The sequence below is a fragment of the Rubrobacter tropicus genome, assembly GCF_011492945.1.
In the GTDB taxonomy this organism is placed as follows: Bacteria; Actinomycetota; Rubrobacteria; order Rubrobacterales; family Rubrobacteraceae; genus Rubrobacter_D; species Rubrobacter_D tropicus.
Genome location: NZ_CP045119.1, coordinates 2,941,093 through 2,965,491, shown reverse-complemented (window position 1 = coordinate 2,965,491; position 24,399 = coordinate 2,941,093). Strand labels below are relative to the sequence as shown.

The window sequence follows — 24,399 nt, the reverse complement described above, 5'->3', positions numbered from 1 at the left end:
TCTTTTTGGCTCGATCCCGGGTGTGCCGGCATCGGCACCGTTCTAGAAGAACCGCCGGTCGCGCCCCTGTAGAATGGAAACATCGGGGAAGTGAGAGCGTGGCGGAAAGGGAGAGATGGAATCCTACCCCATAAAGCTGACCTACCACGTGCGCGAGTATTCCTTCGGGGAGCGGCTCATACCGGAGAAGCTCGGCAAGGAGAACCTGCCCGACGGCGTGGTCGCGGAGACGTGGGAGATCAGCGACTACCGCGACACCACGGGGACCGTTACGAACGGCCCCTACGCCGGCAGGACCCTCCATGACCTGGCCGGGGAGTTCCCGGACGAACTCGTGGGACAGGGCTGGCGCGGGCCGCACTTCCCGATCCTGTTCAAGTTCCTCGACGCCTCGCACATGCTCCCCGTCCACCTCCACCCGGACGACGAGACAGCGAGGACCAAACACGGCGAGCCGCACGGCAAGAGCGAGGCCTGGCACATCCTCTGGGCCGAGCCCGGCGCTTCGATCCTGGCCGGCATAAAAGAAGGCTTCTCCAGGGACGACCTCTTCGACGCCTTCAAACGCCAGGACTACGACGCCGTGATGCCGCGGTACGGCATCCGGACCGGCGACACGGTGTACGTGCCTGGCGGGATCCTCCACACCTTCGGCCCCGGGACCCTGATCTGCGAGGTCCAGCAGACCTCCGACCTCGGCCAGTTCGTCATGCCCGAAGACCTATACGGCAACCGCCTGGACGAAGACCAGTGGAACGCCAACATCGAAGCCACCCTGGACGAGCTGAAGACGGACTTCATGCCCCGCCCGAACCCCGGCCTCGCGCTGGAGGACGGGACGAACCGGAGGGTTTTCTGCTGCGCCGGGCCGCACTTCGCCCTGGAGCGTTGGACGCTCCGGGAGGCCCACAGCGCGCCGTCCCGTCCGGATCGCTCTCTCATCCTCTCGAACGTTGGGGAGGGCAGCGTGCAGCTCCGGTACGGGGGCGGGGTCGGGTCGCTCGGGCGGGCCGAGAGTTGCATCCTGCCGGCCGCGATCGGGGAGGTCGGGGTCGTCCCCGACGGGGAGGCGAGCGTGGTGGTTTGTTACGTTCCCGATCTGGAGAAGGACGTCGTCGGGCCGTTGCGGGAGGCGGGGCACTCGGACGGGGAGATCCGGGGCCTCGGCGAGGTGGAAGTCTAACCGCGTTGGCGGAGGATTCGGGGGAGAGCTTTGGGGAAGATAGTTACGCTCGGCGAGGTAGTCTCGGACATCTACAGGGGGGAGGAGCTGTCGGATGTCGAGCTCGGCTTCGTCGCCCGGCCCGGCGGGGCGCCGGCGAACGTCGCGGTCGCCGCCTCCAGGCTCGGGGCTGAGGCCGCCTTCGTCGGCGGCGTGGGCCAGGACCTTTTCGGGGACTTCATCCTGCGGGCGCTCGAGTCCGAAGGCGTCGAAACGGCCGGCGTCCGGCGCCAGAAGCAGCCGACCCGCACCTCGCTCGCCTTCGTCGAGATAAGCGAAGACGGGGACAGGGAGTTCACCTTCTACCGTTCCAGCCCCGCGGCGGACGAGCTTCTATCGCCCGAGGACATAACCGAAGACCTCGTCTCCGGCGCCTCCTTCGTGAACTTCGGGAGCATACCCCTGATCCGGGAGCCCGTCCGCTCCGCCACCCGCCGCATCGCCGAGCTGGCCCGCGAACACGACGTCCCGGTCGCATTCGACGTCAACTTCCGCGAGCACCTGTGGGAGGGCCGCGAGGCCGCCCGCGAGGCCGTCGACCCGTTGCTGGACTTATCCACCATCGTGAAGCTCGGCGACGGCGAGCTCGAGCCGCTTCTCGGCACGGACGACGCCGAAGAGGCCACGAAGACGCTGCTCGACCGCGGCGTCCTGCTGGTCCTGATCAGCAAAGGCCCGGACGGCGCCTACTACGCGACCCGCGACTTTAGCGGGGAGGTCCCGACCTTCGACGTCGGGGAGATCATCGACGCGACCGGCGCCGGTGACGCCTTTCTCGCCGCCACCCTGGTCCACCTCTCTGACGGCCCCCTGGACGAAGAAGAACGCGTCCGCGAGGCGACGCTCCGAGGCTGCGCGGCCGGCGCCCTCGCCTGCACGGACTTCGGCGCCATGCGAGCCCTCCCCACAAAAGACGAACTCGACGAGCTCATATCGAAGGGCTGATTGGAACCCCCCGCAGACCGATACGAAGTAGCCGATGCCGCCCGTGAACCCGTCCAAGGCTTCCGGCACCACGGATTCCAGTTTCGAACCGCAGAAAAAGCTGACAAGCTGAAAGCGAGGTCTGCGAAGCAGACCGAAGCGCGCTGAGAGTCCCCGAAGGGGGCGTGCTTCCCTCAGCGCCTGATGCGGCTTACCGAGACCGGCACATCAACCATCTCCGCGAGCCGTCGGGCGAGAGGTTTCAGGGACGGGAGCTCCGTGGCGGCGTGACCCGCGTCGATCGCGGCGAGGCCCAGCGATTCGGCGAGCAACGCGTCGTGGTAGTCGAGGTCGCCCGTCACGTATGCCCCGGCGCCCGAGGCCGCGACCTCCCCGATAAACGAGCCGCCCGACCCTCCCAGCACGGCCACGCGCCCGACCTCGCGTTCCGGGGCGGGGTCCGACACCGGGCGGGCGGGGGAGCCCAGAGCGGCCGAGACGCGCCGGCTCAGGCCTTCCGCCGTCAGGGGCTCAGGGAGGTCCCCGATCCTCCCGTAACCGCAGCCCTGCGGGAAGCCCTCGACGGGGTAGGTGTCTATCGGCACCTCCTCGTAGGGGTGCGCGGCTGTCGCCGCCTCCGCGGCGGCGCGCGCCAGGTGGGCGGGGACCACCGTCTCGACCCGGATCTCGGCCTCCCTCTGAAGCGTGCCCTTCTCTCCCAGGTACGGGTCGCTACCCTCACCCGGGAGAAAGGTGCCGGTACCGGGCGTCCGAAAAGTGCATTGGGTGTAGTCCCCGATCACGCCGGCCCCGGCCCCCGAGAGCGCCTCGGCCACTGCGTCCTCGTGCCCCTCCGGCACGAAGACTACCAACTTGCGCAGGGCGCCTCTTGGGGAGACGATCCCGAACGGACCGCGCAGGCCGAGTGTCTCTGCCAGGACAACGGAGACGCCGTCCGGGGCCGCATCGTAGCTCGTATGGGCGGCGTAGACGGTCCGGCCTTCGTTTATGGCCCTGGCCAGCAGGTTTCCCGGATAAGACTTCGTATCCACGCTCTTTAGCGGGGAGAAGATCAGGGGGTGGTGAAAGAGCAAGAAGTCCGCCCCGACCTCGGCGGCCTCCTCGAAGACCTCGGGGAGCGGCGTCAGCGCGACCAGGACCCGATTTACCCCGGCGTCTACGTTCCCGACCTGCAGCCCGCAGTTGTCCCAGTCCTCAGCCAGGGAGGGCGGCGCTACCCGTTCGACGGCCTCGATGATGTCGCGCGCACGGGTCACGACCGGCATTGTACAATCCACCGGCTTTGCGCCCCGACAGGATCGCCCACCTCGTCTCAGCCGTAACCCGCCTGCCCCTGCTGGCGGTCCCGCTCTTCTTCGCCGTCGGCGCGGAGGCGGCCGGCACTGAAGGCCTGCTCTGGGCCCTGCTGTGCGTCCTTCTCACGAGCGGGCTCTCTCTCGTTTACCTCGCCTTCCTTACCCGCTCGGGAAAAGTTAGCGACCCGCGCAGCATCCCGCGCGCCGAGCGGGTCGGTCCCCTGCGCGTGGTCGCGGTCCTGCACGCCGCAGCCTTCCTGGTAGTCCTCCTGCTGGGAGGACCCGCGGCGCTAACAGCGGCCCTTCTCTCCTACGCGATAGCAACCGCGCTCTTCACCCTGCTGACGCCGCTTATAAACATCTCCCTCCACGCGGCGGGCGTGGCCGGAACCGCGGTCTGCCTGGCGTTCGTCTTCGGCCCCTGGGCCCTGCCGGCCTTCCTGCTCCTGCCCGCCGTGTTCTGGGCGCGGCTCGAGCTCGAACGGCACACGTTGCTGGAGCTTGCGCTCGGCGCGCTGGTCGGGGGAGGGGGGACGTGGGTTGCTTTCGGCATGCTGGGTTGAAAGGGAGGTTTCAGGCTGCAGGCATCAGGGACGCGGTGCGCGACCCGGGGTTCGAAGTCGCGCGCCGTCTTTGTTGAGGGGTGACGGGGTCGCGACGGCGTTCTCCACCATCCCTGAAACCTAAAGCCTGAAACCTGTTTTCTAGCCCTGTTCGATAAACCGGCGCAACGCCCTCGCGTAGACGAGTGGGACCTTTCGGGTGTTCGCCCAGTCTTCGAGGTCGATGCCGAGCCTGGCGCCGCGTCGGACCTGGTGGAGGTCGTCGTCGAGGTCGTCGCCGCGGCCCCCGAGGGCGAACTCCTGGCGCAGGGCTTCCAGGTCCCCCCTGTCGAGTCTTCTCCGGTCGGATCCCAAGCGCGCCTCGCTCCCGGTGGTGCCAGCCGACCTCACATCGCCGCGTCCTTCCCCGGAACGGTGCGGTAGATCGGAGTGGACCCGACGAGACTCGAACTCGTGGCCTCCGCCATGCGAGGGCGGCGCTCTCCCAACTGAGCTACGGGCCCAAAAAAGGCTCTAGAATCCTAGCAGCCGACCATGCGATTGCAAGGAGCAGGGTTGGTGGGCGATGCCGGTTTCGAACCACCAGCCTCTCCCGGACAAACCTGGACCGCCGGCGCCGGGATCTGCGCCGAGGTCGTGCTCGAAACGGGCGTTTCGTACAGAGGTCGAGGCACGTAGCCAGGGACTCCGGTACGATCACATCGGATAGATGGCGCCTCTAGAAGTCACGAAAGGACCCGATCATGACGACACAGGAATCTATTGCTATCACCGACCTCGAAGGCCGGGCGGCCGTAATAACCGGGGGTGCCAAGGGCATCGGCCTCGCCATCGCGGCACGCCTCGCGAGCCTCGGTATGAAGCTCTGCCTGGCCGACACGGACGCCGGGGCGCTGGAGATGGCGCGGGAGACGCTCGCGCCGCTTGTCGCAGGCCCCGAAGACCTGCGGGTGGAGGTCGTAGACGTGTCGAGCCTGGAAGAGGTACGGCGTCTGAAGGACGTGGCTTACGGGGCGTTTGGCGAGGTCGCGTTGCTCGTGAACAATGCCGGGATCGAGAGTAGCGGCATGAAGCCGTGGGACGGGCCGGAGGCGTGGGACCGTATACTGGACGTCAACCTCATGGGGGTCGTGCACGGGGTACAGGCATTCACGGAGGCCATGATCTCGCAGGACGCGCCGGGCGCCATCGTCAACGTGGGGTCGAAAGAGGGGATCACCACCCCACCAGGCAACGCCGCCTACTCGGTGTCGAAGGCCGGGGTAAAAGTGCTGACCGAGCAACTCGCCCACGAACTCCGGCAGATAGACGGTTGCCGGGTGAGCGCGCACCTGCTCGTCCCCGGCTTCACCTTCACCTCTCTGACCGCCCGCGGCAGGACCGAGAAACCGGAAGACGCGTGGACCCCGGATCAAGTAGCCGAGTTCATGCTGGAGGGCATGAGCAGGGGAGACTTCTACATACTCTGTCCGGACAACAGCGTCAGCCGCGAGATGGACGAACGCCGCATAAGATGGGCGGCGGAAGACCTGATTAAAAACCGCCCCGCCCTCTCCCGCTGGCACCCCGACCACGAAGAGCCCTTCGCCACCTACATGCAGAACGTAAAGAAGCCCTAGACGCACAACAAGTACCGTATCCCCCAACCGGTACAGTACGGTTGCAGTAACAAGCACCTGGTTCTCTGGTCGGGTGCCTTTGTTTCCCGCTATCTGCGGGAACTTCTCGAGTGGGCGATGCTGGTTTCGAACCAGCGACCTCTGCCGTGTGAAGGCGCTCCGATAGATTTCAGGAGCTTTCCCAACCTCACATAATGCCGATAACTACGCCGATTCGGGCGGGAACGCTTTTCCAGGCTTTTCAGGCTATCAACCCGGGTTGATGCACGGTTGCTGCACGCCGGGTGCAGCGATCATTTGCCTGTTAGTTTCCTTCCACCAGCTTCTGAAAAGCTTCTTTGTGTCGCTGGTAAAGGTGTCCAGTTTGATTAAAAGGACCCAGCATCCGACGCTGACGGGCAAGATGCCCGGCGCGGTTTACTACCTAGCTGCCTTCGCGGGCGCGTTCATACTGGAGTTCGTGCTCGCCAACACCAATGTCACCGTGTTTGGCAGGGGCGTGTTCGCCTTCCAGCAGTGGATGGAACTGCTGCGGGGCCCGTCCATGACCTCCGTGAGGCGCAGGCATGCGCAAATGACCAAGAGTCTGCAGCGGCGGATGGAAGATACTAAAGCGGAATACACAGAGGAAGAGTTGCAACCCTACTTCCTCAAATCTATGGGCACGGACGAACTGAGAAGCCTGGAGGAAGACGCCAGGGAAGCCGGGGCTGACCCGAAGAAATACAAAGTCATGCAGTGGGTGGAGAGACATCCGGATGAAGCGCGGTCGTTGGCGGAACGGGCGAAACGGCGAAAATAGCCCGCCCTACGCTCCTCCTCGGCCTGTTGTTCTTCGGCCTCTTGTTAGGCACGCGCCTCTGCCGCCTCGCGCTCCTCCTCGGCCCTTTTCTGGGCCTCCCTTGCCTCCTGGGCCTCCTTTTCCGCTTCGGCCGCCCGTTGCTAAACCTCCTCTATCTCTTTTGGGTTTGGGAGTTCTGGCCGCCCCACTCCCGGCCGTCGGGCCTGCGGTAAAGCGAGAGGAGGCGCCTGAAGCGTTCCGAGACGTGTTCCGGTTCTTCTCACTCCCGGTCTACTCGCACGCTAAACCGTCCCCGTCGCCGTCCAGGTTGTCCGGATCACCGGGCGGGGTCTCGATCGGTCCGTCGACTTCGTCGCAGTCAATGTCGCCGCCCGCGGAGGGTGGAGACGACGGGTCGGGAGACGACGGTTCGGGCGAGGATGGTTCGGGCGAGGATGGTTCGGGCGAGGACGGCTCGGGTGACTCGGGCCCGTTGATGCTCGGATAAGAACCTTCTGGGAGGTTCTCGCCGCAGTTGGGGTCCGGGTTGCCCTCGCACGGGTCGATCGCCTCCGGGCTCAGGCCGCAGGCTAGGAGTTCCTCCGGCGTTAGGGCCTCGATGCCCGGGGCCTCGCTGTTGAGTATGGCTTGTATTTCCTCGCAGCTCAGATCGGACGGCTCGGGGGACGCCGAAGGCGTAGATGAAGCCGATGCTGAGGCCGAGTTCGTGGCCTCGGATTCGAGAGGCGCGGAGGGAGGCAGGGACCCGCAGTCAACCTCGAAGCTGTCGACGATATGCTCCACGGCGTCCTGGTCCGCCCCCGAGGCACCCGCGACGACCCTGGCGCCCCCGACGACCACGCACGCCCGTCCCTCCGGCGCGGCGGCGAAGACGTAGTAGTCGGTGCCGAGGCCGTTGCAGTCGAACCAGGTTTGCACCTTCCCGGAGTACGGGGGATGGTCGATTTCCTGGGAGGGCCCTGCGGTGCAGTTGGTCTGCTTTTTCTGGTGCAGGAGCGAGTAGATCAGCTCGTCGTCCGTGTACTGGTTGGCGAGCGTCTCGGACGCGACCATGTACGCGCCGGACCCTTTACTGTCGCTGGCCGGACCGTACCAGGCGTCGAGGCTTCTGGCGGTCGTGATTGACGCAGACAGGTACTCCCCGGCGTAGTAGGACCAGCTGTTTTCGCCCCCCGGGCCCTCGGAGTCCTCGCCGGTCTCGCAGCTCCAGGACGAGGGGACCTCGACCGAGAGGCTGCCGCTCGGGTCCCCCACCAGGCTGTAGCCGGGCCTGACCGAGGGTCCCGGATCCTCTTCCTTCTCCGCGGCCTCGGGCTCAGGCTTCGGTTCGGGATCCTGCTTTACTTCCTCGGCCTCGAACTCGAAGCGCGCCGCCTGCGGCCCGTCCGAGAGCATGACGGACAGCTCTAGCTGCCCCCCGGCTGGCTGGTCGCCCAGCCGATGGCTCTCCTAAGGCTCGGTACACAGATTCTCGCCCATGTTGGCCTCCTCTTCCATAAAGGTCACAAAATCTGGATCGTATTCCGTGCATACACTCGACTTCTTTCCGCGCATACGCGCGTCCCAACGAATATAGGATTCGTGCCGTTTGACGAATCCGGTGGCCGCTGTCGTCCACGAATCATCCTGCTCTCCCCACCAATTGGTTCTCCCCCTTAGATTGTAGATAGTTTCGGCGGTAAGGAGGGCATGAGACGCATACCATGTGTATTCTTTCTGTTCGGCCGAAAGATCCTTATACGAATCATTGGGCAGTTCCGGGGCCACCGTATACTTAGTGTTGTCGATGGAAAGCTCCAAGTGACTTTGCATCGCGTTGACTGCAGCAGCTTCATTTTGTACTTCGGTGTTCTGCCAGAAGCTGTATAAGCCGGCCATTATAGCAATAATCGCAGCTATCGCCGAGACAGCCGCCCAAGAGAATGCGCGCCGCGATTCCCTGTCTCCTCTATCCCTATTCGCCACTTGCCCCTCCGCGCTGCTGGTGCACACTTGAGCCTGACCCAGCTTTTTGCCAGTATTCTTATCCGCCTTTGAACATTTCGCGCAACTTCCATACCCACTTCACTAATGAGCGGAGCCTCGGAGACTCCCGCCCCGGCGCTTCCAATTGGAGACGTTTAGGGGAGCGGCCGTTGTGTGAATAGCGGCGCGATCAACCCCAGAACCATCGAAACGATCAGCAGGAGTATCGCGGCGAGGCCGGACGTGTACCAGGGGAACCCGCCTAAAGGAGTTTCGGGTAGGGTTGCCGCCCACACTACGAAGGCCACCGTGGCGGCACTCATCTCCCACAGGGGCAACGCGGCGCCCGTGGGCAACTGTTTGCCGGCATTTAGGCACTTCGCCGCGTAGACCAACCATGCTGTGATCGGGGTAAGCACCAGGAAAGCCAAAAACACTATCCAATCGGCAACGGGCGCCTCGGTCGTCGTGCCGGCGATCGTGGGGTGAATAACCGCCACGACGGCCACGTAGGTGGCCACGATCTCGGTCGGGATGTATGTGACTATCGCCTCGAGCGCCGTGGTGACCGGGCTTTTGGTTTCGGGGTTCTCGCCAGTAGCTTCGCCGAGCGAACTTATGCCACGACCGCGGGGCTCAACGTCTTGGCGCCGCTGGTAAGCGACATCCATCATGGAACTAATGCTCATACCAACCTCCCTGTCGCGTCCGGCGCGAAAGACCGAACCTTGCTCCAACCCGATAAGCTAAGCGTAGAAGTATTGATACTTTGGACACATCCCCCAAATGCAGTATTTACCGGCGCGAAGGGGCCGGGGCATTCTTCGGGAGCCCCAACCCAGACAACATCACGCAAGCGCTCCGACGGTTGCATGGTTGACCCGTTTTCCGAGGGGTACGATATCCCCTCTAGATTTAACGGGCGAGACCGTTCGCGTAGAAGCGCTCCGGCGACTGGTGTAGGCTGCCCTCATGGACGACAAAGGGTCGGAGCGGCAAGAGGGGTGGCGGCGGACGTGATCGCCTACGAGCTCCCGAACAAGAACCTGCTCGTGCCAGTGAACCCCAGCGCGCCCGGCCCGGTCGGGGACGAGGCGGTGGAGATATCGCCCGGGCACCCGGACTATGAGAGGTGGCTGCCTGTAGCCACCAGGGAGGCCTAGCCACCAGGGAGGCCGTCTACGGCGCCTGGAGGAGGGTGAGCACCATAGAGGAGGCCGAGACGGCCGAGCGCGTCGTGGACCGCTTTGAGATCGAGAGCGAGAGCGACCGGAAGAACGTCCTAGCCGCCGACGTCGCCATAGCCCGCGAGATGCTCAAGATGGTGCGCCGGTCCATCGAGCGCCACGGCGGAGGTTTTGGGAATGGATGAGCAGGTCCGGCAAGAGCGCGACGCCGCCGTGGCACGGGAGCTGCTGCGCCTGGTCCGCGAGTCCGGGGACCGGGAGGTGATGAACGCCAAGGAGGCGGCGGACTTCCTCCGCCTGGCCCCGAGTTCCTTCGGCAGCCTCGCCCCTTCGCTCCCGCGGGTGAAGCTCCGCGAGCGGGGCGGCTACCGTTACCCGCGCTCGGACCTCCTCGCGTGGCTCGAGGAGCGGCGGGACGGGCCGTGGACCGTGGAGCGCGAGATCCAGAGGGCCTACGAGGACAGCAAGGCCGTAACGGGTAAGCGCGGGCCCCGCAAGAAGGTGAAGAGGCTGATTTGACCGCCCGGCGGGGCGCGTAGAGCCCTCAAGTGGATCTCCGTGCTACCGGATACGCACCTTCTCGCAGTCGGCCGCGACCGGATCACGCCGATCGGCGAACACTTCGTCACGACCCCGTCCGCAGCTTATCCTACGGTCCCGCTTGCCATCTCCGCCAGCGGAGATGACGTCGTTGCCGTCCCCTCCGTACAGTCTGTCCCTGCCGAAGGTGCCACGGCCGGAATTTCCGAGAACCCCCGCATCGCTGGATATTGTGTCGTCACCGTTCCCGCCCGCTATAAGGTCGTCACCGTAGCCGCCGTTGAGCTGGTCGTCGCCGCTGCCGCCAGAGATCGTGTCGTCACCGCCCTTGCCGTTCACACGATCGGCACCACCTTCGGCCGCGATGGCGTCGGGGCGGTTGGTACCGAGTATGCGGTCGCGGTCGTCACTTCCCGAGACCGCGGCCGCCAGCGCCACACCAGACGCGAGCAGCGCCACCAAGGCCGTCGATAGCATCAGGAACAGCGGTCTTCTCATGCTCAACACCTCTCTTTAGGGGGCGGAGGAAGGAAAGACTCATATCGCCCACCCCGGCACACAACCGACGTATCCTACAGGCAGCGCCGGAAAGGTGCTCCACCACGCCCCGATGCGACCCAAAACGCGCACGCACGCGCGAGGCGACACCAATGTAGGGGCGTCACGGGGCGTTGTAGCCGGGGTGGTGCGAAATGACCCGCGAGAGGTCGGGCGAGTAGACCACGCACGGGCCGGGCCCGCCTTCGGCGTCCAGGTATTCCACCTCCACGGCGTCGGGCGGGTCGGCGTCGGGGTTGTGCAGCTCGAGGAGGACGACGCCGCTATACGCCACCGGGGAGCCGAAGACCAAGAACAGCCGCCGGGTCATCAGGCTCACGGGCGCCGCGGTTGAGGCGCTACGGGGCCACCTCGCTCGCCAGCTCGAGGAGATGGAGCGGATGGGGTCCCTCTACCGGCCGGGGGGCCTCGTCTTTGCCACGGAGGCCGGGACCATCATCAACCCCTCGAACCTCCGCAACCGTTCGCTGAAGCCGCTCCTGAAGAAGGCGGGGCTCAGACCGGTCCGCTTCCACGACCTCCGCCATACCTGCGCAACGCTCCTGCTCTCCAAGAACGTCAACCCGAAGATCGTCTCGGAGATGCTCGGGCACGCCTCGGTGAGCATCACCCTGGACGTCTACTCGCACCTCATGCCAGACATGCAGGAGAAGGCAGCCAAGGCCCTAGAGGAGGCGCTGTCGTCACTCTAGAACCACAGCACTGAGAACGCGTACAGCGCCACAAGTGCGGGCAGCAGGAACTCGAAGGCGGCCCTGACGACTGAGGCGGGGCCGACCATGGCGAACGCGACCCTATACTTGATCGCGAGCATCCTTTCGAGATCTTCTTCCGAGAAACGGAGCATGTACTCCAGCTGCGCCTCCAGATCCCCCTTCAGGGTGCCGTCGCCGCGCTTAATCGCCGGTCCCTCCTGAGGGTCGAAGTAGATCGGGGGCAAGTCGGCGTCTATGCGACGTAGATCCTCTTCCATCTTGTCGCGTCTGGCTTGTAGCCGCTCTCTGTTTTTCCTCCGCAGGTCTTCGGCGAAGGCGCTGCGCCAGGCCAGGAAATCGGAGAACGCGTAGACGCCGAAGGCCGCGAGGAAGTAGAGGACCACCAGCGCGAGCACGGTCAGCAGTGATGCTCGATCAGCCTGCGCAAACCTGATGCCAAGCGTGGTGATCTCCGACGGTATCAGGCCCGTGCGCACGACCACTATGCCCGCCGTGCTCACGCCCAAGAGGTAGGTGCGTTCCTTCCTCGTAACGTCCGATATTGGATCCCAGAGCCGCGGGTCGTCAGGCCCAGACACGGGTGAACTCAGGGCATAGATGGACTGTCCTGGCCCGCGTTGCTGCACGGTTGCTGCACAAGGTGCTCCGCCTTTGACGAGGAGTTTGCGTTTTTGGCTTAGGTATCGGCCTTAGAGAGTGGGCGATGCTGGTTTCGAACCAGCGACCTCTGCCGTGTGAAGGCAGCGCTCTCCCGCTGAGCTAATCGCCCGTGGAAGGACGAATATACCATCCTCTGAGACGGCTGTGAAGCGACGGGGCGGGCCCTTCTCCCGCATCCGTTATAATGCGCGCTCCGACGGGTAGGCTGGTAATGGAGGTCTTGTGACGGAAAGCGAAAAGGTCGGTTCCGGGGGGGATCTGGACCGCGTCCTGGCGGACCTTCGGGCTCTCTCGGGGGATATGTCCTCGTGCGCGGTGCTCGCGAAGGACGGCGCCCTGCTCTCTTCTTCCCACGCCCCCGGCGTGGACCGGGAACGGGTCGCGGCCATGCTGGCGGCGGTGTCGAACCTGGCCGATAGGGCGGCGAAGGGGAACGGCAAGGATCACGCCGCGCAGGTGAGGGTCGACACCGAGGATGGGCACCTCCTCCTCGTCCGGCTCGACGGCGGCGCGCTCGCCGCCACCACCGGCCCCGACGCGCGGGTCGGCCTCGTACTCTACGATATGCGGAACGCCAAAGGGGACGTCGAGAAGGCTATGCAGGGGGGAGGTCGGTCGTGAAGAAACTCTTCGGGAGGCTCTTGATCCTCGGCGCCCTGGCGGGCGGCGTCGTCGCCCTGCGGGGCTACGCACGCAAGAGCGCCGCCGCCTCGGACGTCGCCCAGATCACCTTCGACGACGGCTCCATGCACTCCTTCGCCTCCGACACCCCGCAAGGCGAAGAACTGGCGGACATAGCCCGCAAACTGGTCGAAACGGGAGTGTAGCAGCACGTGCGCTTCGCGCCTCGTCAGCATGCCCCCTGTCGGGGACTCTCAGCCCGTCAGCCAGTCGTCTGTGGGCGTCGCGATTCGCGACACCCGAACCGTCGCGCGGTGCGTGGCCCGGTCGTGCTTCGCACGGCGAAAAGCTGACAGGCTGAGAGCGAGGGCCGAAGGCCCGACGCGTGCTGACTAGCGAAGCGCTGCTTCGGGCGGGAGGCCGCGCGCTTCGAGGAGGCGTCCTATGGCGAGGCCTATCTGGGAGTTCGGCGTCGAGGCGCCGGCGGTGAGGCCGATGCGGACGGGGCCTTCGGGGAGCCAGCCCGTCTCCGCCACCTCTTCGCGGGCGTCGAGGGGGGTGTGGGCCGGTTTGTGGCGGATGGTGCCGCCCTCGATGCAGTCGCCGCTCGCTATGTGGTAGCTCTTAGGTACCCGCTCGTCTGCGATGATCGCGAGGTTGTTCGTGTTGGAGGAGTTGTACCCCCCGATGACGACCATCACGTCGAGCGGCTGCTCCAGAAGCTCGAAGAGCGCGTCCTGGCGGTCCTGGGTGGCGGAGCAGATCGTGTCGAAGAGCTCGAAGTGCTCGGAGATGTTCTCCTCGCCGTAGCGCTCGGCCATCGCCTTTCTGAGCTCCTCACCGACCGCGAGCGTCTCGCTCATCAGCATAGTCGTCTGGTTGGCGACGCCGACGCGCTGCAAGTCCCTCTCGGGGTCGAAGCCTGGGCTCATGCCGTGGGCGAGCTTCTCCGTGAGCTCGGCGGCCGTCATCCGGCCCAGGATGAACTCCGTTACGTAGGCGGTCTCCTTCAGGTTGCGCACTATGAGGTAGCGGCCGTTGCCGCCGTCCTTGAGGGTCTGGGAGGCCGTGGCCTTGGTCTCCTCGTGGTAGTACTTGCCGTGGATGATGCTCGTGAACTCTTTTTTGGCGTAGCGCGTGACGCGCTTCCAGACGGAGAGGACCGAGCCGCAGGTGGTGTCGACCACGACGCACTCTTTCTCGCGGAGCTTCTCGACCCAGTCTATGGGGGCGCCGAAGGCCGGCAGCAGGACCACGTCCTCGGGGGAGAGGCGGTCGAAGGCTTCCTCGGTGGGGCCGTCGAAGCCGGTGGAGAGGAACTCTATGCCCATCTCGCGCAGGCGGTCGTTCATGGAGGCGTTGTGGATCATGTCCCCCGTTATGAAGATGCGCCTGTCCGGGAACTTCTCGCGGGTCTGGAAGGCGTAGTCGACCGCCCGGTCCACCCCGTAGCAGAACCCGAACTCGTCGGCCAGGCGTATCGTGAGCCCGTCCACGGAGAGCACGTTGCCGTTCTCGCGCACCCGGTCAACGGCCTCGGAGCGGTAGTCGCGGTCGAGAAGGTGCTGCACCTCGTCGCGCATTTTGAAACCCTTGCGAAAGTATCTCTGCTCCGTCACGAACACCTCGTTAGTAGCTTTCAGCTTTCAGCGGTCAGCCGTCAGCTTCCGGTTGGAGTTTTCGCTTCCTATTTTAACAGGCGGGGCCCCGATTCCAGGAAAGTTGTCACAAGGCCACGCGCCGCGCACTGTGCCTCTCTCACGGGCGGGATGAGGCCGGAGAAGTACTGGCTGAAAGCCGATGGCTGATGGCTGACCGCTACTCCCTTTTGGGTGTAAAATAACGCGCCGTGGACAGAGGAAAACAGACTATTATGCTCGCCGACGACGACCCCGTCGTGCTGGATTTCGCCACGGAGGCCCTTACCGATGAGGGTTTCCGGGTGGTCGTGGCCACGGACGGGCAGAGGGCGCTTCAGGAGGCGCTGGGCCGCAGGGTCGACCTCATCGTTATGGACGTCTCCATGCCGCAGGTCGGCGGCGTCGAGGCCTGCCACTGCCTCAAAGCGATGCCGAAGACGTCCAAGATCCCGGTCGTCCTTATGGCCGCGAAGAAGGACCCGGCCGGCAGGGCCCTCGCGGAACGGACGCACGGGTGCGTGCGCGTCCTGCGCAAGCCTTTCTCTGGCGAGGAGCTCGTCTCCACCGTTCGCGAGCTCGTCAAGCCGCGCTCGCTCATCAGGTAACAGCGTCCCGGCCCGGACACCCTCCGCGGTCTACTGAGTAAACGGTTCACGGCGGCGTTCCTGCCGCTGACCTATGCTTATTCCGCACGAATCGAGGAGGCTTGCGGGTTTGAGGGCGGTCGTGGTGGGCGGTGGTATTGGCGGGCTGACGGCGGCCATCGCCCTCCGCCGCGCGGGGTCGGACGTTCGGGTCTTCGAGCGCGCGGGTGAGCTTGGGGAGGTGGGGGCCGGTATCTCGCTCTGGGCAAACGCGGTGAAGGCCCTGGACCGCATCGGCCTCGGCGAGGCCGTTCGGGGCCTGGGGGCGGAGATCGGGGGCGAGGTCCGCTCCTGGCGCGGGCTTCCGCTCTCTTCGTTCTCCGCGGAGGAGATGCGCCGGTTCGGCGACGCGAGCCTCGCTCTTCACCGGGCGGATCTCCAGGCGGCCCTCCTCTCCGCGCTTCCGGCCGGGACGGTCCGGACCGGGGCGAGGCTCGTCCGCTTCGAGCACGGCGCCGGGGAGGTGATCGCCCACTTCGCCGACGGCCGGGAGGAGCGGGGCGACCTCCTCGTGGGGGCCGACGGCCTCTTCTCCGCCGTCCGGTCGCAGTTGCACGGCGAAGCCCGGCCCCGCTACGCCGGGTTCACCGCTTGGCGCGGCGTCGTCGAGCCGGGCCGCGAGCTCGTGCCCGAAGGGGCTGACCTGGGCCTCTGGGGGCGGGGGTCGGAGTTCGGGCTCGCGAACATCGGGCGCGGCCGGTTCTACTGGTACCTGACCAAGAACGCGCCCGAGGGCGAGGGGGACGGCCCAGCGGGGCGCAAGAGGGACGTTCTGGAGCGCCTGCGGGGCTGGTACGGGCCCGCGCCGGAGGCGGTCGGGGCCACGGAGGAGGCAGAGATCCTGCGTACCGACATCTACGACAGGGAGCCCCTCGGGGAGGTGTGGGGCGAGGGTAGGGTAACGCTGCTGGGCGACGCGGCCCACCCGATGACGCCGAACCTCGGCCAGGGCGCGTGCCAGGCCGTGGAGGACGCGGTGGTGCTCGCCCGGTGCCTGGCACAAGGTCCCGCCGAAGACGCCCTGAGACTCTACGAGCGTCGGCGCGCGGCGCGGACCGCCCGGATACAGCGCAGCTCCCGGCTCGCAGGGCGGTGGTTCTTCCAACTGGAGAACTCCCTGGCGTGCCGGCTGCGCGACGCGGCGTTCAAGCACCTGCTCGCGCGCGCCCAGCTCCGCCAACTCGAACCCGTGGTGGGGTACGAGGTATGACACTGTACCCCCGGCGTCCGATGCTATGATCTCTCTTTCGTGATCACGCCCGAACAAAACTCTTAGCCTTGGGGTTCAGCAGGCGGCGCAAGACGCTCGTGGTGCTCGCCACGCTTATCGGGACGTTCCTGGCGGCCCTGGACGCGACGGTTGTTGGGACCGCGATGCCGACGATCATCGGCGAGCTCGGCGGGCTCTCGCTCTACCCGTGGGCCTTCGCCTCGTACCTGCTGGCCGCGACCGTGACGGGACCCGTCTTCGGCAAGCTCTCGGACACCTACGGCAGAAAGCCCGTTTACCTGGCCGGGATCTTCCTGTTTTTGCTTGGCAGCGTGCTCGCGGGAACCTCGCAGAGCATGGCGGCGCTCATAGCGTTCAGGACTTTGCAGGGGCTCGGGGCGGGCGCCGTGCAGCCCGTGGCGATCACCATCGTGGGCGACATCTTCGAGCTCGAGGCGCGGGCGCGCATTCAAGGGTTGTTCGGGGCTGTGTGGGGGATCTCCGCGATCCTCGGCCCGGCCGTCGGCGGCCTCTTGACCGACCTCGTCTCCTGGCGCTGGGTGTTCTACATAAACATCCCCTTCGGCCTCGTGGCGGCCGTCCTCCTCGCCCTCGCCCTTACCGAGTCGTTCGAGCGCCGCCCACGCAAGGTGGACTACCTCGGCACCGCGCTGCTGACCGGCGGGCTCGTCGCGGTCCTGCTCGCCCTGCTCGGTGGCGGCGGTACGGGGCTTTCGGCCGGTTCCATGGCACTTTTCGTCGGTGGCGCCGCGACGCTCGTCCTCTTCGTGTTCGTCGAGGGGCGGGCCGACGACCCCGTTGTCCCGTTGGATCTTTTTCGGGACAGGATCCTCTCCGTTTCGGCGGCCGGGAACCTGGCGATGGGCGGGGTCCTGCTCGGCGTCTCCGTCTACGTGCCGCTCTTCGTGCAGGGCTCGCTCGGCGGCACGGCCCTAACGGCCGGGGCCGTGGTTGCCTCTCTGTCCATAGGCTGGCCCGTCGGGTCGTTCGTCGGCGGACGGATGCTGCTCAGGACCGGCTACCGCACGACGCTCCTGCTCGGGTCCGCCCTGATCGCCGCAGGCTCCGCCCTGTGCGTCCCGATGGACAGGGGCACCTCGCTCGCCTACGTCGTCACCGCGGTCGTTACCATAGGGCTCGGGCTCGGATTCTCTAGCACCAGCTACCTGGTGAGCGTGCAGAACGCCGTGCCCTGGCGGCGGCGCGGCGTCGCGACCTCCTCGGTCGTCTTCTTCAGGACGGTCGGAGGGTCCCTGGGCGTCGCCGTGATGGGCGCGCTGCTCAACGCCTCCCTGGGCGAACGCTACGACGCCGCCGTCGGGCGGGTCACGGACGGCGACGCCGCCCTCGGAAGGTTGCTTTCGGACCCGAACGCCCTGCTGCAGCCCGCCGTGCGCTCCCGCGTCCCCGAAGCGGCCTACGCGGAGCTCTCGGGGGCCCTGGCGGCCGCGCTCTCGCCGGCGTTCTGGGTGCTGCTCGTCTTCGGCCTCGCCAGCCTGGGGGCTGCGATGTTCTTCCCCCGGGGCGCAGCGGGGGACCTCGTACGAGGAGGTGCCAGGGGTGGCTGATCCCGGCCGGGAGCTTACCCTCGACAAACTCCCGAGCCCGCCGCTCTTCAAGCTGGTCGGCCCGGACGGCAAAGACGTCGCCCAGCAGACGGAGGTCGGCGGGGAGGAGGCGCGGGTCGCCGCCCTGTTCTCGGACAGGGAGCTCGCGGGAGAGTTCTCCGCCGGGGCCGCGTCGCACGGTATGGAGAGCCTGGCCGGTTCGGAGCCCGGGAAGCTCTCGGGCTGGGGGGAAGTCGAGGCGTTCGCGCTCTCCGGGATGGACTTCTTGCTGCTCGTCAGCGGGGATGGGGTCGGGCTCTTCTACGCCGAAGACGTGGCCCGCAAGGCCGCCGAGAGGGCCAGGGAGATCCCGTTCCCCCTCTACGTCTTCTCCGACGAGGGGGGGGAGGCGCCGCTCATCTCCGTCGAGGTGGAGGGGGGCGAGATCCTGGTGGCCGCCCTCTTCGGATCCCCCGAAGGCGCCCGCGCCTTCAGAGAGGCCGCCTCCCACCTCGGCCTACCAGGCAGCCTCGGTACCATCGAAGACCCCGAAGGCCTCCGCCGGCACGCCCTCGTCGCCCGCGAGGCCGGTGCCGAATACGCCGTCGTCGACCCCGGGACGGGCCTCACGGACGCCGTGCCGCTGGAAGAGCTCATAGGCCCAGCAACATAGAGAGCCGGGGCCACATTAGGCCCCGGCTCTCTACACCCTGCTCCACCAGCCACCAGCTTCTTGCCCTTGCTGAAAGCTGATAGCTCTAGACCTGCTACCTCCTGCTTATCCTCTCGCAGTCGCCGTTCACGCCGTCGTTGGGGTCGGCGAGCACCCGGTCGTCGGTTCCCAGGCCGCAGTTGACGAGGTCGAGTCCGCCGCCGTCGGCGTTAATGATGTCGTTGTTGTTCCCGCCGGAGAGCTCGTCGGTGCCTTCGCCGCCGGTGAGCCTGTCGGTGCCGTCGCCGCCGTAGACGTCGTCCTGCCCGTCGCCGCCGCGGAGGATGTCGTTGCCGCTGCCGCCGTACAGGTCGTCGTTGCCCGCGTTGCCGGAGAGGTCGTCCATCCCGGGCTGGCCGTAGACCTCGTCGTTGCCCCCCCGACCGAAGACGGTGTCGTCCCCGCCGCGGGCCGAGATGACGTCCCCGTTCTCCGTGCCCCCGATTCTGTTGTTCGCCGGCGACCCTATCATCTCCGCCGCGAGCGCCGTCCCGGCCGCCATCAAGAGCGCCGTCAGCATCGTGGCCGCCAGCAGTGTCGTCCTCTTCATTCCCAACTCCTCCCTCGTCTGCCGGGCACTGTGGCGCGGCCAGGATCTCGTCCGATAACGCATGTTACTTTACGCGGTCCCTTCCCGTCTCCCCCCAACGGATGATTCGGATCGTCCTTTTGGATGGTTCGCCGCCCCGCGACGGGCCACGGGCTCCTCCCCCGGCCCGGCATCGAATGCGCGGGCGCCGGAGGGTAGCCCCGGCCCTTGCGCGCCCCGTGGTAGGCTTTGCTTGTCTTGAAGCAGGTTCTATGCATTGACGGCTGCGGGCCGGCGCGTGGGTTGGCGGCGGCCTTCGTATTGGCCTTGCTCTTCGTCCTGCCCGTTGCTTGCGGGGAAGAGACGAAGGCCGGGCGGGCCGCGGAGCCCGACCCCGCTGACCCTGTGGGCGCGGCACCGGCCGGAAGGCCGAGCGTCGTGGTAATCCTCGCCGACGACCTCGACCGGGCCGCCTTCCACCGCTCGACGCTCGACTCGGCCTGGACGCCCGAGGGGACCAGCTTCACGAACGCCCTGGCGACCACCTCGCTGTGCTGCCCCTCCAGGGCTTCGATCTTCCGCGGCCAGTACTCGCACAACACCGGCCTGATCAACAACGGCAACGACGAACCGGGCGGAGGAGCGAAGTTTTTCAGGGAGAGCGGTCTGGAGGACGAAACCCTCGCCACGGTCCTGCGAGACGACGGGTACGAGACCTGGTTCGGCGGCAAGTACCTCAACGGTTTCGAGGAGGACGGCGGGTGGCTCGGGTACGTGCCGCCCGGCTGGGACCACTGGCAGGCCTACCTGAGCCCGGACATAGCGTTCCAGGACGGGGTGGTCAACGACATGGAGGGCCACCGTACGGACTGGCTCTCCGGCAAGGCCACGGAGTTCATAGGAGACCAGCGGGGTTCTTCGAAACCCTTCTTCATGCACATATCCCCCTGGGATACCCACACGCCGCTCGTCGCGCCGGAGCGCCACGAGGACGCGTACCCGCGGGCGCGGGCGCCGAGGCCGCCCTCCTTCGACGAGGCCGACGTCTCGGACAAACCGGCCTGGATCCGCGAAAAGGCCCCGTTGAAAGAACGCGAGGTGGCCCGGTTCGACCGGCACCACGGCGCGCGGATGCGGGGGGCGCTCACGCTCGAAGACCTGAGCCGCGACGTCGTCGCGGCCCTCTCCCGCGCCGGCCGGCTGAACGATACGTACCTGATCTTCACCTCGGACAACGGCTACCACATGGGCCTTCACCGCATAAGGGGCGAGAAATGGACCCCGTACACCGAGGCGCACGAGGTCCCGTTCGTGGTGAGGGGCCCCGGGGTCTCCGAAAACAAGACCTTCGACGGCCTGGTGGCGAACACGGACATCGCCCCCACGGTCCTAGATCTGGCCGGGCTCTCCCCGCCCGAGTGGATGGACGGCCGCAGTTTCACCCCGTTTCTCGACGGCACGGCCCCCGAAGACTGGCGCTCGTCGCTGCTCATCGAGGGCGCCAACCACCAGCGTCAGAAAAGGCCCGGTTACTCCGGCGTGCGCCGCGAAGACGACGTCTACGTCAGGTACGCAACCGGCGAAGAAGAATACTACGACCTCGCCCATGACCCATACCAGCTTCAGAACCGCCCCGACGCCGCGCCGCCAGGGATCAAGCAAGACCTGAAAGCCCTCGAAAACTGCGCCGGACAAACCTGCACAGAGGCCGAAAACCCGTAACACTAGAGCGGTTTCAAGGAGCTGATTGCTTCTTGAAACCGCGCCATCAGCAATCAGCCCGCTCCGGCTCCGCCTCCGCTCTCAGCTATCTGCTTTTTGTTCTTGGCTGAAAGCTGAGAGCCGACCGCTGATAGCTTCGCAAGCAGGTTCACCCTCTTTGCAAACCGTCTTAGACCCGGACAAACGTCCCTACCTGGATACTTCGCAATGCGGGATCACAGGGCCTTCGCGAGCGCCGCGAAGAGGCGTTCCACGTCTCTTTCCGTGTTGTACAGGTGCGGAGAGACGCGGACGCTGTCGCCGCGCACGCTGACGAAGACGTTTTCGGCGGCCAGCCGGGCGGCGAGGTCTTCGGGGGCGTCGGGGCCGAGCTGCAGCCCGACCATGTGCCGCGCCCGCCTCTCCTTCGGGACCGTCCCGACGCCGAGCCCGCGTGCCTCTTCCCCGATGAGGTCGGTCAGCCCGCCGATGGTCTCCGAGACGTTCCCGACGCCCCACCGGAGTATCTGCCGCAGGGCGGTTATAGCCATCGGCAGCAGGACGAAGTTGCTCCGCTCGCCGACGTCGTAACGCCGGGCGCCGGGCTGGAAGTCGTCCCTGTACTCGACGAGGCGCGAGAACTGCTCGCTGCCGCGGCGGTTAATCCAGTTGTGCTCAACCGGCTCGCCCTCCCGATACTCCTCGCCCACGTACATGAACCCGACCCCGTACGGCCCGAGCATCCACTTGTACGAGGACGCGACGAGAAAGTCCGGCCTCACCCCCCCGACGTCGAAAGGATGCGCCCCGACCGACTGGATGCCATCGACCACGAGCGCCGCCCCGACCTCCCGCGCCCGGCGCCCGATCTCCGCGAGGTCGAGCAACGACCCGTCCGTCCAGTGGCAGTTCGGCACGGCCACGACCGCGGTCCGCCCGTCCAGCCGTTCGAGCACCGCGCGCGTCCAGTCGTGGTCGCCGGGGCGCGGGACGACGACGAGGTTCGCCTCCTTCCTGCGGACCAGTTCGCGCCACGGGTAGACGTTGGAGGGGAACTGGTCTTCCAGGATCAGGACGTTCTCTCCCCGCTCTACCGGGACGTTGGCCGTGGCGACGGCCATCCCGTAGCTTACGGAGGGGACGATTGCTACGCCGTCGGCGGCGCCGCCGACGAGCCGGGCGAAGAGCGCGCGGGCCTCTTCGGCATCCTCGAAGAAATCGTCCGGCGTTACCTCCCACGGGCGCGACTTGCGGCCCACGGAGCGTTCCCCGATCTCGCGCGCCTCGCGCAGAAGGGGTCCCATGTAGGCGCAGTTGAGGTAGGAGATCTCCCCCGGCACCTCGAACAGGCCGCGTTGATCTCCGAGGTTCATATCGACCGGTCCCTTCGGCGTCGCGACAGGTGGCCTTGCACGGCCTATTTAGCCAGAAACCGGAGCAGCCTGCCCGTCGAGATCATGGCCCCCCCGAGCACGGCCGGTATCCCGCCCCCCGGATGCACGCTCGCCCCGACCCTCCAGAGCCACGGACGCCGCCGCTCGTTGTACCGCGGCCGGTGTAACGGGCCGCTCATCCAGAAAGGCCGCGCCTCCCCGTAAAGGGCCCCGCCGACGCTTCCCCACCCTCCGAAGTACCTGGGATGCAAAACGAGGTGCTCCCCGAAGTACTCCGTGGCCGGGCCCGGCAGCCCGACGGCCTCCGAGATGCGCCCGATCTCCTTCTCGACGAACGGATCTTCCAGCCCGTACTCCCTGCCGTTGGCCGGCGCGGTGAGCAGAAGCGCGAGCGTATCCCCACCGTTCGGATATACCTCGCCCGCCCCGTAATGGTTGACGAAAGCCATAGTCTCCCCGGGCTCTCCTCCCGCCTCCAGGCTAGCGTGGAGCGCCGCAGGGTCGGAGGGTAGCACGACGCTGTGCGGGGGAACGGACCCCGGCAACTCTTCCTTGAGCGCCGCGTACACCGCCACCCCCGAGCACGAGAGCCTGCGCCGGGAAGCCTTGCCGGACCCGAGCAGTCCTTCCAGCCGGCCTGCATCCAGGGCACCCACGACGGCGTCCGCCGGATATGTTTCCTCGGCGGTGAGGACTTTGCCGGCAGAGATGGAGAGCGCGGGCTCGCCGGTTCGCACCTCGACCCCGGCCCGGCGGGCGAGACGCTCCAGGGCGAGGACGATCTCGTAGACGCCGCCCTCGGGCGCGAAGACGCCGTCGTGGGCCATCACGGCCGGCATGCTCGCGTAGAGGGCCGGGGTCCTTTCCGGGGAGACCCCGGCGTTGAGGGTGTGGATGGCTATGACCTCGCGCAGACCGTCCGGCATCCACCGGAGCCCGTCGAGGTAGGAGCGGGTCGTGAGCCTGGCCCCGTAGGCCCGCAGGAGCCCGCCGAGCGCAGGGAGTGTCCGGCGGTCGGTGGGGTCGGCCGTGAGGAGCTTCGTTACCTGGGGACCGAGGCCGCCGTGGGTGCGGGCGAACCGCTCCCACGCCGCCCGCCACGGGTGGCCCTCCTCTACCGGCAGCGAGACCGACTCGCCCCGGAAGTGGTAGCGACCTACCTCGGGCATCCGTCGCAGCTTTAATGAAGCGACCTCGGCGGCCTCGCCGGGACCGTCCGGTGCGTCCCAGCGGCGCAGCAGCTCTTCCCAGACGCCGGGGAAGGTGACCAGGGACGGGCCCGTGTCCACCCGGCGTCCGTCGAGCTCTACGCGCCGGCTCTTGCCCCCGAGCCGGTCTGTCGCTTCGAGAAGCGTGACGGCGTGGCCGGCGCGGCCCAGCAGGGCCGCCGCGGCGAGACCCCCGAGGCCGCCGCCCACGACGACGACCCGGCTCACGGGTAGGCCCCCAGAGACAGAGCGCCCACGAGTTGCACGCCTGCCACGGTCCCGGCCAGGTAGGGAAAGGCTATGGACATGGGGTAGAGCCTGTGTCCCGTCCGCGGCGTGGGGTTCCTGTATAGGCCGTAGAGCAGGTACCCGGAGATCGCGGCGTTGACGAGGGCCACGGGGAGGTTCACGAGCGCGAAGCACAGGGTCGCGGCCGCCCAGAGCGAACCGCTCCAGAGGACGACCCCCGAGGGGCCGAGCCGGACGGCGGTCGTATCGATGCCCGCCGCGCGGTCCTCGTCGACGTCCTGGACGGCGTCGAAGGTGTGCTTGGCCGCGCTCCACGCCATCAGGCCGACGGCCGCGGGCCAGAGGGGAGACGCCCCGAAAGCCAGCGGCACGAAGACCAGCGGGAAGGCGTAGGCCGCGTTGCTCCCGGAATCGAGGAAGGGCCGCGCCTTGAACCGGGCCGGCGGGACGGAGTAGCCGACGAAGATCAGGGCGTAGAGCGCCATCCACAGCGTCGCCCCGACGGGCAGTATCAAGAGGAAGTACAACAAGAACGGGCCGTTCAGCAGGACGACGCCGCGGGCTATGAGGGAGGCCTCCTCGGGGACGATGCGGGCGCCCTCCAGGGTGCCCTTCCGGGGATTTTTTGCGTCCGTCTCCTGGTCGAAGACGTCGTTGACGCCGTAGATCAGGAGGTTGAAGGGCAAAGTGAGCCAGATCAGAACCGGCAGCGCCTCCCAACTCCAGAGGCTGCCGGTCAGCCACATCCCGACCGTCGCCGGTCCCACAGTATTGATCCAGAGCACGGGCCGCGAGATGTGAGTTAGACGCCGGATCACGGCCCAAATATACCAGCGCAAACCCACCGAACC

29 protein-coding genes and 2 tRNA genes are annotated in these 24,399 nt (G+C 66.8%); 16 read left to right on the top strand and 15 right to left on the bottom strand.

From position 1 onward, the window contains the following. Positions 1–115: 115 nt before the first annotated feature. Both GBA63_RS14960 and GBA63_RS14955 read left to right on the top strand, forming a co-directional pair. Positions 116–1,183 carry a type I phosphomannose isomerase catalytic subunit gene (locus tag GBA63_RS14960; RefSeq protein WP_166177321.1) on the top strand — a complete coding sequence of 356 codons (1,068 nt, stop codon included), beginning with the start codon at positions 116–118 and terminating at the stop codon, positions 1,181–1,183. 30 nt (positions 1,184–1,213) lie between these two features. After that, positions 1,214–2,167 carry a carbohydrate kinase family protein gene (locus tag GBA63_RS14955; RefSeq protein WP_166177320.1) on the top strand — a complete coding sequence of 318 codons (954 nt, stop codon included), beginning with the start codon at positions 1,214–1,216 and terminating at the stop codon, positions 2,165–2,167. Between the two features lie 173 nt (positions 2,168–2,340). On the opposite strand, the gene GBA63_RS14950 is transcribed toward GBA63_RS14955, so the two are convergent. After that, a complete protein-coding gene (locus GBA63_RS14950) occupies positions 2,341–3,423 on the bottom strand; it encodes a Nif3-like dinuclear metal center hexameric protein (protein ID WP_166177318.1) in 1,083 nt (360 codons plus the stop codon). Positions 3,424–3,449: 26 nt separating this feature from the next. Between GBA63_RS14950 and GBA63_RS14945 the strand changes: the two genes are divergently transcribed. Next, entirely contained in the window at positions 3,450–4,025 is a 576-nt protein-coding gene (locus GBA63_RS14945) for a hypothetical protein (RefSeq protein ID WP_166177316.1), read from the top strand. Positions 4,026–4,166: 141 nt separating this feature from the next. Here the strand turns inward: GBA63_RS14945 and GBA63_RS14940 are convergent, their stop codons facing one another. Both GBA63_RS14940 and GBA63_RS14935 read right to left on the bottom strand, forming a co-directional pair. Further along, positions 4,167–4,379 (bottom strand): hypothetical protein, encoded by a 213-nt coding sequence (locus tag GBA63_RS14940; protein WP_207956815.1) that lies wholly within the window; start codon positions 4,377–4,379, stop codon positions 4,167–4,169. Positions 4,380–4,455: 76 nt separating this feature from the next. Further along, a tRNA-Ala gene (locus tag GBA63_RS14935) sits at positions 4,456–4,528 on the bottom strand. Positions 4,529–4,768: 240 nt separating this feature from the next. Here GBA63_RS14935 and GBA63_RS14930 point away from each other — a divergent pair. Both GBA63_RS14930 and GBA63_RS14925 read left to right on the top strand, forming a co-directional pair. Further along, positions 4,769–5,644 (top strand): SDR family NAD(P)-dependent oxidoreductase, encoded by an 876-nt coding sequence (locus GBA63_RS14930; RefSeq protein WP_166177312.1) that lies wholly within the window; start codon positions 4,769–4,771, stop codon positions 5,642–5,644. Between the two features lie 340 nt (positions 5,645–5,984). Next, positions 5,985–6,446: a hypothetical protein gene (locus tag GBA63_RS14925; RefSeq protein WP_166177310.1), complete on the top strand. Its 462-nt coding sequence runs from the start codon at positions 5,985–5,987 to the stop codon at positions 6,444–6,446. A gap of 270 nt (positions 6,447–6,716) precedes the next feature. Here GBA63_RS14925 and GBA63_RS14920 read toward each other — a convergent pair whose 3' ends face one another. The 3 genes from GBA63_RS14920 to GBA63_RS14910 form a co-directional block, all read right to left on the bottom strand. Continuing rightward, positions 6,717–7,841 (bottom strand): hypothetical protein, encoded by a 1,125-nt coding sequence (locus GBA63_RS14920; RefSeq protein ID WP_166177308.1) that lies wholly within the window; start codon positions 7,839–7,841, stop codon positions 6,717–6,719. 54 nt (positions 7,842–7,895) lie between these two features. Beyond that, on the bottom strand, positions 7,896–8,411 hold the full coding sequence (locus GBA63_RS14915; protein WP_166177306.1) for a hypothetical protein: 516 nt from the start codon (positions 8,409–8,411) through the stop codon (positions 7,896–7,898). A 155-nt stretch (positions 8,412–8,566) separates the two neighbouring features. Next, positions 8,567–9,100 carry a hypothetical protein gene (locus GBA63_RS14910; protein WP_166177304.1) on the bottom strand — a complete coding sequence of 178 codons (534 nt, stop codon included), beginning with the start codon at positions 9,098–9,100 and terminating at the stop codon, positions 8,567–8,569. 315 nt (positions 9,101–9,415) lie between these two features. Here GBA63_RS14910 and GBA63_RS14905 point away from each other — a divergent pair, with 315 nt between their 5' ends. From GBA63_RS14905 to GBA63_RS14895, 3 genes are read left to right on the top strand one after another with little or no spacing between them, the layout of a single operon-like run. Further along, positions 9,416–9,574, top strand: coding sequence for a hypothetical protein (locus GBA63_RS14905; protein WP_166177302.1), 159 nt, complete (start codon positions 9,416–9,418; stop codon positions 9,572–9,574). A 35-nt stretch (positions 9,575–9,609) separates the two neighbouring features. Further along, positions 9,610–9,783 (top strand): hypothetical protein, encoded by a 174-nt coding sequence (locus tag GBA63_RS14900; protein ID WP_166177300.1) that lies wholly within the window; start codon positions 9,610–9,612, stop codon positions 9,781–9,783. Further along, the gene (locus GBA63_RS14895; protein WP_166177298.1) at positions 9,776–10,117 is read left to right on the top strand and encodes a helix-turn-helix domain-containing protein; all 342 of its coding nucleotides are present in this window, start codon (positions 9,776–9,778) and stop codon (positions 10,115–10,117) included. The genes GBA63_RS14900 and GBA63_RS14895 overlap by 8 nt, the downstream gene beginning before the upstream one ends. Positions 10,118–10,159: 42 nt before the next feature. On the opposite strand, the gene GBA63_RS14890 is transcribed toward GBA63_RS14895, so the two are convergent. After that, positions 10,160–10,636, bottom strand: a complete 477-nt coding sequence (locus GBA63_RS14890) for a calcium-binding protein (RefSeq protein ID WP_166177296.1) — start codon at positions 10,634–10,636, stop codon at positions 10,160–10,162. A gap of 163 nt (positions 10,637–10,799) precedes the next feature. Then, entirely contained in the window at positions 10,800–11,015 is a 216-nt protein-coding gene (locus GBA63_RS14885) for a hypothetical protein (protein ID WP_166172276.1), read from the bottom strand. Here GBA63_RS14885 and GBA63_RS14880 point away from each other — a divergent pair. Beyond that, complete coding sequence (locus GBA63_RS14880) at positions 10,933–11,388, top strand: site-specific integrase (RefSeq protein ID WP_166177294.1); 456 nt, start codon at positions 10,933–10,935, stop codon at positions 11,386–11,388. The genes GBA63_RS14885 and GBA63_RS14880 overlap by 83 nt on opposite strands. Here the strand turns inward: GBA63_RS14880 and GBA63_RS14875 are convergent. Beyond that, the gene (locus GBA63_RS14875) at positions 11,385–11,918 is read right to left on the bottom strand and encodes a hypothetical protein (protein ID WP_166177292.1); all 534 of its coding nucleotides are present in this window, start codon (positions 11,916–11,918) and stop codon (positions 11,385–11,387) included. The two genes, GBA63_RS14880 and GBA63_RS14875, sit on opposite strands and share 4 nt — an antisense overlap. A 191-nt stretch (positions 11,919–12,109) precedes the next feature. Then, positions 12,110–12,181, bottom strand: a tRNA-Val gene (locus tag GBA63_RS14870). A 113-nt stretch (positions 12,182–12,294) separates the two neighbouring features. On the opposite strand from GBA63_RS14870, the gene GBA63_RS14865 reads away from it, so the two are divergent. Together GBA63_RS14865 and GBA63_RS14860 are read left to right on the top strand one after the other, a co-directional pair. Further along, positions 12,295–12,693, top strand: a complete 399-nt coding sequence (locus GBA63_RS14865) for a roadblock/LC7 domain-containing protein (protein ID WP_166177290.1) — start codon at positions 12,295–12,297, stop codon at positions 12,691–12,693. After that, positions 12,690–12,899, top strand: coding sequence for a hypothetical protein (locus GBA63_RS14860; RefSeq protein ID WP_166177288.1), 210 nt, complete (start codon positions 12,690–12,692; stop codon positions 12,897–12,899). The genes GBA63_RS14865 and GBA63_RS14860 overlap by 4 nt, the downstream gene beginning before the upstream one ends. Before the next feature lie 186 nt (positions 12,900–13,085). Here GBA63_RS14860 and GBA63_RS14855 read toward each other — a convergent pair whose 3' ends face one another. Further along, the gene (locus GBA63_RS14855; protein WP_166177286.1) at positions 13,086–14,318 is read right to left on the bottom strand and encodes a 4-hydroxy-3-methylbut-2-enyl diphosphate reductase; all 1,233 of its coding nucleotides are present in this window, start codon (positions 14,316–14,318) and stop codon (positions 13,086–13,088) included. 224 nt (positions 14,319–14,542) lie between these two features. Here GBA63_RS14855 and GBA63_RS14850 point away from each other — a divergent pair, with 224 nt between their 5' ends. The 4 genes from GBA63_RS14850 (at position 14,543) to GBA63_RS14835 (ending at position 18,428) form a co-directional block, all read left to right on the top strand. Next, the gene (locus GBA63_RS14850) at positions 14,543–14,938 is read left to right on the top strand and encodes a response regulator (protein ID WP_166177284.1); all 396 of its coding nucleotides are present in this window, start codon (positions 14,543–14,545) and stop codon (positions 14,936–14,938) included. 109 nt (positions 14,939–15,047) lie between these two features. Next, a complete protein-coding gene (locus GBA63_RS14845; protein WP_207956814.1) occupies positions 15,048–16,187 on the top strand; it encodes an FAD-dependent monooxygenase in 1,140 nt (379 codons plus the stop codon). Between the two features lie 68 nt (positions 16,188–16,255). After that, positions 16,256–17,776 carry an MDR family MFS transporter gene (locus tag GBA63_RS14840; protein ID WP_166177280.1) on the top strand — a complete coding sequence of 507 codons (1,521 nt, stop codon included), beginning with the start codon at positions 16,256–16,258 and terminating at the stop codon, positions 17,774–17,776. Beyond that, positions 17,769–18,428: a hypothetical protein gene (locus GBA63_RS14835; RefSeq protein ID WP_166177278.1), complete on the top strand. Its 660-nt coding sequence runs from the start codon at positions 17,769–17,771 to the stop codon at positions 18,426–18,428. Before GBA63_RS14840 ends, GBA63_RS14835 begins: the two co-directional genes overlap by 8 nt. Positions 18,429–18,522: 94 nt before the next feature. On the opposite strand, the gene GBA63_RS14830 is transcribed toward GBA63_RS14835, so the two are convergent. Next, on the bottom strand, positions 18,523–19,017 hold the full coding sequence (locus tag GBA63_RS14830; RefSeq protein WP_166177276.1) for a calcium-binding protein: 495 nt from the start codon (positions 19,015–19,017) through the stop codon (positions 18,523–18,525). 237 nt (positions 19,018–19,254) lie between these two features. Here GBA63_RS14830 and GBA63_RS14825 point away from each other — a divergent pair, with 237 nt between their 5' ends. Further along, entirely contained in the window at positions 19,255–20,718 is a 1,464-nt protein-coding gene (locus GBA63_RS14825) for a sulfatase family protein (protein WP_166177274.1), read from the top strand. A 215-nt stretch (positions 20,719–20,933) separates the two neighbouring features. Here GBA63_RS14825 and GBA63_RS14820 read toward each other — a convergent pair whose 3' ends face one another. From GBA63_RS14820 to GBA63_RS14810, 3 genes are read right to left on the bottom strand one after another with little or no spacing between them, the layout of a single operon-like run. Beyond that, the gene (locus GBA63_RS14820; protein ID WP_166177272.1) at positions 20,934–22,070 is read right to left on the bottom strand and encodes an aminotransferase class V-fold PLP-dependent enzyme; all 1,137 of its coding nucleotides are present in this window, start codon (positions 22,068–22,070) and stop codon (positions 20,934–20,936) included. 44 nt (positions 22,071–22,114) lie between these two features. Then, on the bottom strand, positions 22,115–23,527 hold the full coding sequence (locus GBA63_RS14815; protein ID WP_166177270.1) for a phytoene desaturase family protein: 1,413 nt from the start codon (positions 23,525–23,527) through the stop codon (positions 22,115–22,117). Further along, positions 23,524–24,393, bottom strand: a complete 870-nt coding sequence (locus tag GBA63_RS14810) for a UbiA family prenyltransferase (protein WP_228282129.1) — start codon at positions 24,391–24,393, stop codon at positions 23,524–23,526. Before GBA63_RS14810 ends, GBA63_RS14815 begins: the two co-directional genes overlap by 4 nt. Positions 24,394–24,399: the final 6 nt, after the last annotated feature.

Excerpts from the sequence above, each read along its gene's own strand:
- GBA63_RS14960 (WP_166177321.1), top strand. The coding sequence starts at position 116 with ATGGAATCCTACCCCATAAAGCTGACCTACCACGTGCGCGAGTATTCC.
- GBA63_RS14930 (WP_166177312.1), top strand. The coding sequence starts at position 4,769 with ATGACGACACAGGAATCTATTGCTATCACCGACCTCGAAGGCCGGGCG.
- GBA63_RS14920 (WP_166177308.1), bottom strand. The coding sequence starts at position 7,841 with ATGCTCTCGGACGGGCCGCAGGCGGCGCGCTTCGAGTTCGAGGCCGAG.
- GBA63_RS14910 (WP_166177304.1), bottom strand. The coding sequence starts at position 9,100 with ATGAGCATTAGTTCCATGATGGATGTCGCTTACCAGCGGCGCCAAGAC.
- GBA63_RS14895 (WP_166177298.1), top strand. The coding sequence starts at position 9,776 with ATGGATGAGCAGGTCCGGCAAGAGCGCGACGCCGCCGTGGCACGGGAG.
- GBA63_RS14890 (WP_166177296.1), bottom strand. The coding sequence starts at position 10,636 with ATGAGAAGACCGCTGTTCCTGATGCTATCGACGGCCTTGGTGGCGCTG.
- GBA63_RS14830 (WP_166177276.1), bottom strand. The coding sequence starts at position 19,017 with ATGAAGAGGACGACACTGCTGGCGGCCACGATGCTGACGGCGCTCTTG.
- GBA63_RS14820 (WP_166177272.1), bottom strand. The coding sequence starts at position 22,070 with ATGAACCTCGGAGATCAACGCGGCCTGTTCGAGGTGCCGGGGGAGATC.